The organism is Pseudomonas sp. 39004, from assembly GCF_028682155.1.
GTDB classification, from domain to species: domain Bacteria; phylum Pseudomonadota; class Gammaproteobacteria; order Pseudomonadales; family Pseudomonadaceae; genus Aquipseudomonas; species Aquipseudomonas capeferrum.
The window spans coordinates 1-7407 of the sequence record NZ_JANIAG010000226.1; the positions used below are offsets into that span (position 1 = coordinate 1).

Sequence of the window (7407 nt, forward strand, 5' to 3'; positions counted from 1 at the left end):
GTTATTCCTGGGGCATTGGCGCGCGGCCCCTTGGCGCCTGCCTCAATATCGCGTCGTACAAACAGGGCGGTCGCGCGCAAATGCCACAGACCTCATCGGTCCGAAACAAATGTAGGAGCGAGCTTAGCTCGCGATGCGCCGCGCGGGCGGCGCTCGATCTCGCAGGCGCTGAACCTCCCAAGGCATGCCCAGCGGCCCGCCCGCAATCCCCCTTCGCTGCCATGTTCCACCCCGTGGAACCACATTCAATTGTGCTCCGGCCCCCGTCGCGCTTATCTGTCCGTAACCACGACCTGCCTTCCCCGTCGTGATCTCAAAGCGAACAACAAGAACGGGACCCACCCGCGCGAGGAGATTCCACATGCCGCAACATCAGCACATCCTGGCCTGGCTCAACGAGGTGGCCAGCGACCTGCACGCCATCCGCCACGATATCCACGCTCACCCCGAACTCGGTTTCGAAGAAAGCCGCACCTCGGCCCTGGTCGCGCAATTGCTCAAAGACTGGGGCTACGAAGTGCACACAGGCATCGGCAAGACCGGCGTGGTCGGCGTGCTGCGCAACGGCAGCAGCCCACGCAAGCTCGGCCTGCGTGCCGACATGGACGCGCTGCCCATTCACGAGGCCACCGGCGCTGCCTACAGCAGCCGCCACCAGGGCTGCATGCACGCTTGCGGCCATGACGGGCATACCACCATGTTGCTGGGTGCCGCCCGTTACCTGGCTGCTACCCGCCAGTTCGATGGCACGCTGACGCTGATCTTCCAGCCGGCTGAAGAGGGCCAAGGTGGCGCCGAGGCGATGCTCGCCGACGGCCTGCTGGAGCGCTTCCCCTGCGATGCCTTGTTCGGCATGCACAACATGCCCGGGCTGCCAGCGGGGCACCTGGGCTTCCGTGAGGGGCCGATGATGGCCTCGCAGGACTTGCTCACGGTGACCATCGAGGGGGTCGGTGGGCATGGTTCCATGCCGCACCTGACGGTCGACCCGCTGGTGGCAGCGGCCAGTGTGGTGATGGCGTTGCAGACCGTGGTGGCGCGCAACATCGATGCGCAGGAAGCGGCAGTAGTGACCGTCGGTGCGTTGCAGGCGGGTGAGGCAGCCAACGTGATCCCGCAGCAGGCCCTGCTGCGTCTGAGCTTGCGCGCCCTGAATGCCGAGGTGCGCGCACAGACCCTGGAGCGGGTGCAGGCGATCATCGTCAGCCAGGCGCAGAGCTATGGCTGCACCGCCAGCATCGAGCATCGACCCGCTTACCCGGTGCTGGTCAACCACGCCGCTGAAAACGCCTTTGCCCACCAGGTCGGTGTCGAACTGCTCGGCGCCGACGCGGTGGATGGCAATACCCGCAAGCTGATGGGCAGCGAGGACTTTGCCTGGATGCTGCAGCGCTGCCCCGGCGCCTACCTGTTCATCGGCAATGGTGTGAAGCGGCCGATGGTGCACAACCCGGCCTATGACTTCAACGACGACATCCTGCTGACCGGCGCCGCTTACTGGGGCGCGCTGACCGAGCGCTGGCTCGAGCCGGCCTGAACCCTGCATTGACGACTGCCGCTGGAACCCGGGCGCGAGCGTGCCTGGGCGATCACTTGAAGCGTTTCTGGCCAACAGATTGATGGAGTGCACCGCATGCAGACTTCCAATACAGGCGCGTCGCGTACCCGGCAAGTGGTCGCGGCGGTCATCGGCAATGCCCTGGAGTGGTATGACTTTATCGTGTACGGCTTTCTGGCCAGCATCATCGCCCGCCAGTTCTTCCCCTCCGACGACGAGTACGCCTCGCTACTGATGGCCCTGGCCACCTTCGGCGTGGGCTTTTTCATGCGCCCGGTGGGCGGGGTGCTGCTGGGCATGTACTCCGACCGCAAGGGGCGCAAGGCGGCGATGCAACTGATCATCCGCCTGATGACGGTGTCCATCGCGATGATCGCCTTTGCCCCCAGCTACCTGGCCATCGGCATGGGCGCGCCGCTGCTCATCGTGGTGGCGCGCATGCTGCAGGGCTTTGCCACGGGCGGTGAATACGCCAGTGCCACGGCGTTTCTGGTGGAAAGCGCACCGGCCCACCGCAAGGGGCTGTATGGCTCGTGGCAACTGGTGGGGCAGTGCCTGGCGGTGTTCAGCGGGGCGGCGATGGTGGCGCTGGTCACCCACTTGTGCACGCCCGAGGCCTTGGACAGCTGGGGCTGGCGGATCCCGTTCGTGATCGGCTTGCTGATCGGCCCGGTGGGGCTGTGGATTCGCAAGCACATGGAAGAGCCCGAGGAGTTCCTCGAAGCCCGCAAGCAGGCCAAGGGCCAGGCGCCGAGTTTGTGGCAGGTACTGCGTGAGCACCGCCGCAGCCTGTTGGTGTCGATGGGCTTGGCCTGTGGGGCGACGGTGTCGTTCTATGTAGTGCTGGTGAACATGCCAACCTTCGCCCACAAGAACCTGGGCCTGCCGCTGGACCAGGTGTTGCTGGTGCAGATGCTGGCCGTGGGCCTGATGACCGTGGTGATCCCCCTGGCGGGTGCGTTATCGGACCGCCTGGGCCGGCGGCCGGTGCTGATGGCCTTTACCTTGGCGTTCTTCGTGATGGTCTACCCGTTGTATGTCTGGGTAGCGGCGGCGCCATCGATCGAGCGTCTGCTGGTGATGCAACTGCTGCTGTGCACTGCCATCGGCGGCTTCTTCGGCCCGGCGCCGACCGCCCTGGCCGAGCAGTTCCCGATCGAGGTGCGCTCCACCGGGGTGTCGGTGGCCTACAACGTTGCGGTAATGGTGTTCGGCGGCTTCGCCCCGCTGATCGTCACCTGGCTGAGCAAGGTGCTCGGCACGCCGGTGGCGCCGTCGTTCTACGTGCTATTCGCGTGCCTGCTGACGCTGCTGGGTACCTATTGCCTGAAAGAGGCCCCGCGTGCTGGCAAGGCTGTTGCCTTCAACTTTGGAGTGAAACCGTGAGCCTGTTAGCCATCGACCCGATCGTTGCCCTGGATGCCGAGGCGCTGTCCCAGGCGATTCATGCCCGCCAAGTGTCGTGCCGTGAAGTGATGCAGGCCTACCTGGGCCATATCGAACGCTTCAACCCGCAGGTCAATGCGCTGGTGTCGCTGCGCGAGGGCGCGGTGCTGTTGGCCGAGGCCGACGCGCGTGATCGCGAGCTGGCGGGCGGGCAGTCGCGAGGCTGGATGCATGGCATGCCGCAGGCGGTCAAGGACCTGGCGGCCACGGCGGGGCTGCGTACCACGCTGGGCTCGCCGCTGTTCGCCGAGCATGTGCCCGAGCAGGATGCGCTCAGCGTGGCGCGGGTGCGCGCCAGCGGGGCGATCATCATCGGCAAGAGCAATGTGCCGGAGTTCGGCCTCGGCTCGCAAAGCTACAACACGCTGTTCGGCACCACCCTCAACGCCTACGACCCGAGCCGCGTGGCCGGTGGCAGCAGTGGCGGGGCAGCCGCGGCCCTGGCCCTGCGCTTGCTGCCGGTGGCCGATGGCAGCGACATGATGGGCTCGCTACGCAACCCGGCGGCGTTCAACAATGTGTTTGGCCTGCGCCCTTCGCAAGGGCGGGTGCCATATGGGCCGACACCGGAGCTGTTCATGCAGCAGCTGGCCACCGAGGGCCCGATGGGGCGCACGGTGACAGATGTGGCGCGGCTACTCTCGGTTCAGGCCGGCCATGACGCGCGGGTGCCATTGTCACTGCGCGACGGCCCGCGCGACTTCGCCCATGGGCTGTCGCGTGATTTCAAGGGCGTGCGGGTCGGCTGGCTGGGCAGCCATGACGGTTACCTGCCGATGGATGACGGGGTAATGGGCCTGTGCGAAGCGGCCTTGGCGGACTTCGCCGCGCTGGGTTGCGAAGTCGAGGCCTGCCAGCCAGGTTTCGATATGGCGCGCCTGTGGCAATGCTGGCTGACCCACCGCCACTTCCTGGTGCATGGAAGCCTGGGTGCAGCCTATGCCGACCCCGCGAAGCGCGCACTGCTCAAGCCCGAGGCGCGCTGGGAGGTCGAAGGGGGCCTGCGCCTGACGGCGGCGGACGTTTACCAGGCCTCACTGGACCGCAGCGCCTGGTACCAGGCGTTGAACACCTTGTTCGAACGTTACGATTTTCTGCTGTTGCCTGCTGCCCAGGTGTTCCCTTTCGACGCAGCCCGAGCGTGGCCGAAGGTGGTCGGCGGGCAGGCGATGGACACCTACCACCGCTGGATGGAGGTAGTCATCGGGCCGACGTTGGCCGGCTTGCCGAGCATGAGCGTACCGGTTGGCTTCAATGCCGCGGGGCTGCCGATGGGGCTGCAGATCATAGGCCCCGCCCAGGCCGACCATGCCGTGCTGCAGCTGGCGTATGCCCATGAACAACTGACCCGTTGGGTCGAGCGGCAGCCGCCTAATTGCCTGCAATCACGTTGAGCACCCTGGGCAGGCGCGTTTTTTGCTGGGCATCATGACCATCCACGCAGAGACAGGGAGGTCAGACACATGGGCACCACGACAGACAGCGGCGGCGTGCGCTCGGTGGAGCGGGCGCTGGCCATCGTCGATTTGCTCGGCGAACACCAGGCGTTAGGGCTGGAGGAGCTGCATTACCTGACGACCCTGCCCAAGGCTACGGTGTCGCGAATGCTGGCCACCTTGCAGGAGCAGGGCTGGGTCTACCGGGGCTTGAGTGATCGGCGTTATCGCCTGTGCGCCCGGCGCCTGTTCGGTGACCGCCAGTTGCGTTTCAAGCGGCGCCTGGTCGAACACGCAGCGCCCTGGTTGCTGGAACTGAGCGAGTGCACCGGGCTGGTGGCGGACCTGTCGTGCTTCGATGGTGAGCGCCTTGAAGTGATGGAAAGCGCCATCCCCCTGGTGCTGCGCAAGCGCTACCCGAACAACTGCCAGATCGTCGGGCACCATGCCAGCCTGTTTCACTCGGCAATGGGGCGGGCATGCCTGGGGGAAATGCACAGCGACGAAGTGCAGCGCCTGGCCAGCCACCAGCAGTTGGGTGATGAAACGCTGTTGCGCGATATCGAGGACGATGCGCACAAGGGCTTTGGTCAGCGCACCGAGGGGCACTGGGAGTACCCGGTGCGGTTGCCGTTTCTGATCCGGGCGATCGCGTTGCCGGTGCGGGTTGAAGGGCGGCTGGCGGGTAGCATTGCCTTGCACTGGCCGGAGGACCAGGCGCCGGTAGAGCGGGTGTTGAGCCTGCATCTGCAGCGCTTGGCGGCGACAGTGGGCCAGGTGCAGCACGCACTGGAGGCTTGAGGGTGCTGTGCGAAATTACGGGCCCTTTCGCCCTGCGGCCTCACGAAACCCACTCGGGCTCACCCCTGAATGCTTGCGGAAAAACCGGCTGAAGTAGCCGACATCGACAAACCCCAGCTCATGGGCAATTTCTTTCACACTGAGGCTCGAATGCCCCAGCGCCCGTTTGGCCTCAAGCACCAGGCGGGCATTGATGACATTCATCGGCGTCATGCCCAGATGCTCCTGGCACAACCGCCCCAGCGTGGCCAAGGTCAGCCCGAGCTCACCGGCGTAATCACCGAGCGACCAATGCGCGCGGTAGTGCATGTCCACCAGCTCACGGAACCTGGTCAGTTGCTGGCTGCGCCTCGACGGTAGGCGCTGCTCGCCGGCGCGGGCCTGCGGCTCGTGGCGCAACACCTGGATCACCAGCGTCAGCAGCAGCGACATGCTGCACGCCACATGCTCGCGGGCGCGGTTGTGGTATTCCTCACGCAGTGCGCGGCACAGCGGTAGCAGCGGGTCTTCTTCGGCGTCCCACTGCGGCAGGGCGATCACCTGGGGTTTGCGCACCTGTGCCAGCAGGTTCGGTGCCAGTACCTGGGCGATACTTTCCAGCGGATGCTGCGCCGCCGTGATCACCTGGCCCTCGACCGCGCCGGCCCAATGAAAACCATGCACCACCTGCGCCGGCACGTACACCACGCAGGGCGCCCGGGCCTGCACGTGGTCACTGTCGAACAGCACTTCACCGGCCCCGCTTTGCAGGTACAGCAGCTGCAGCAGGCCTTCATGACGGTGCGCGGCAATCTCCCAGTTGTGGGCGCCGGAGCGTTGCGAGATTGACTCCACATGCAGGGACTCGTGCCACACCGGCTGCGCGGTTTCGCCGTATAGGGCGTAGTTGGGGATCTTGTTCATGGTCTTGTAGTTATTGTTGTGATCGATACCCGGCTACTGTGCCACAGCGGCTTGCCGGATTAAGGGCCAGTGGACGAAATTGTCGGGAATGTGGGGTGGGTTGCAGGTTTTGTCCATTCTGCCCGGGCACGTGCCGGCCCTAGGCTGTTTGCCAGATGAAGCGACACTCTGGAGAGCAGCATGCATAACAACAAGATGACGACTGATCACTGGCTGGGCCTGGACTCTGCCGTTTGCGTGGTAACCGGCGCGGCCGGCGGCATTGGCGCGGCCCTGGCTGCCGCGTTGGTGGGGCAGCATGCCCATGTGGTGTTGCTGGATCGCGACCTGGATAAATGCCGCGAGCTGGCAGCGACCCTGGGCGAGCACAGCGTCGGCGAGGTCAGCGCGCTGGGCTGCGACATCGCCGACCCCGACAGCGTCAGCCAGGCGGCGGCACAGGTGCAGGCGCTGCACGGTCGCTGCGATGTACTGGTCAACAACGCCAGCGTGTTGCGCCCCGGTGCCCTTGAAACGCTGAGCCTGGAGCAATGGAACCAGGTACTGGCGGTCAACCTCAGCGGCTACCTGCTGTGTTCCCAGGCCTTCGGCCGTTCGATGCTTGCCCGTGGCCAGGGGCGCATCGTGCATATTGCGTCCATCGCCGCTCATTACCCACAACCCAATAGCGGTGCCTACAGCGCGGCCAAGGCCGGTGTCAGCCTGTTGTCGCGGCAAATAGCCGTGGAGTGGGGCCCGCGCGGGGTGCGTAGCAATGCGGTGTGCCCCGGGTTGATCCGCACGCCGTTGTCGGCCGCGTTTTACGCCGACCCGCACATCGAGCGCCAGCGCAGCGCCATGACCGCCAACCAGCGGATCGGCGAGCCGCAGGACATCGCTGAAGCAGTCCTGTTTCTCGCCAGCCCGCGCGCCGACTACATCAACGGCGCCGAGCTGACTGTCGATGGCGGGCTGGAGAGCATGCCCATGGCATTGATCCCACGCCCAGGCTTCGAGGGCGTACGTCCATGAACACGCGCAACTGCGATGTACTGGTGGTGGGGGCGGGGGCCGGTGGCCTGGCGACAGCGATCACCGCGAAAAAGCACGGCCTGGATGTGATCGTGATCGAGAAGGCGGACTGCTTCGGCGGCACTACGGCGTTTTCCGGCGGGGTGCTGTGGGTGCCGTGCAGCCGACATGGGGTAAACGACAGCGAGGCGGCGGCACTTACCTACTTGCGCAACGAAACCGGCGACTGCTTCGACGAAGCGGCGGAGATCG

Annotated in this window: 7 protein-coding genes; 6 read left to right on the top strand and 1 reads right to left on the bottom strand. The window is 65.7% G+C overall.

Annotated elements, in window-relative coordinates; all coding sequences use genetic code 11:
• Positions 1-361 precede the first annotated feature (361 nt).
• The 4 genes from NP534_RS24525 to NP534_RS24540 all read left to right on the top strand — a co-directional run bounded on the left by NP534_RS24525 (position 362) and on the right by NP534_RS24540 (position 5241).
• On the top strand, positions 362-1537 hold the full coding sequence (locus tag NP534_RS24525) for a M20 aminoacylase family protein (RefSeq protein WP_274100429.1): 1176 nt from the start codon (positions 362-364) through the stop codon (positions 1535-1537).
• Positions 1538-1633: 96 nt separating this feature from the next.
• A complete protein-coding gene (locus NP534_RS24530; RefSeq protein ID WP_274100430.1) occupies positions 1634-2944 on the top strand; it encodes a citrate-proton symporter in 1311 nt (436 codons plus the stop codon).
• On the top strand, positions 2941-4398 hold the full coding sequence (locus tag NP534_RS24535) for an amidase (RefSeq protein ID WP_274100431.1): 1458 nt from the start codon (positions 2941-2943) through the stop codon (positions 4396-4398). The genes NP534_RS24530 and NP534_RS24535 overlap by 4 nt, the downstream gene beginning before the upstream one ends.
• Positions 4399-4467: 69 nt before the next feature.
• On the top strand, positions 4468-5241 hold the full coding sequence (locus NP534_RS24540) for an IclR family transcriptional regulator (protein WP_274100432.1): 774 nt from the start codon (positions 4468-4470) through the stop codon (positions 5239-5241).
• 15 nt (positions 5242-5256) lie between these two features.
• Here NP534_RS24540 and NP534_RS24545 read toward each other — a convergent pair whose 3' ends face one another.
• Positions 5257-6144, bottom strand: coding sequence for a helix-turn-helix domain-containing protein (locus NP534_RS24545; protein ID WP_274100433.1), 888 nt, complete (start codon positions 6142-6144; stop codon positions 5257-5259).
• Between the two features lie 180 nt (positions 6145-6324).
• Between NP534_RS24545 and NP534_RS24550 the strand changes: the two genes are divergently transcribed.
• Complete coding sequence (locus tag NP534_RS24550; RefSeq protein WP_033698053.1) at positions 6325-7155, top strand: SDR family NAD(P)-dependent oxidoreductase; 831 nt, start codon at positions 6325-6327, stop codon at positions 7153-7155.
• Positions 7152-7407, top strand: a 256-nt coding sequence (locus NP534_RS24555) for an FAD-dependent oxidoreductase (protein ID WP_274100434.1), incomplete at its 3' end; no start/stop codon positions are given. The genes NP534_RS24550 and NP534_RS24555, both read left to right, overlap by 4 nt.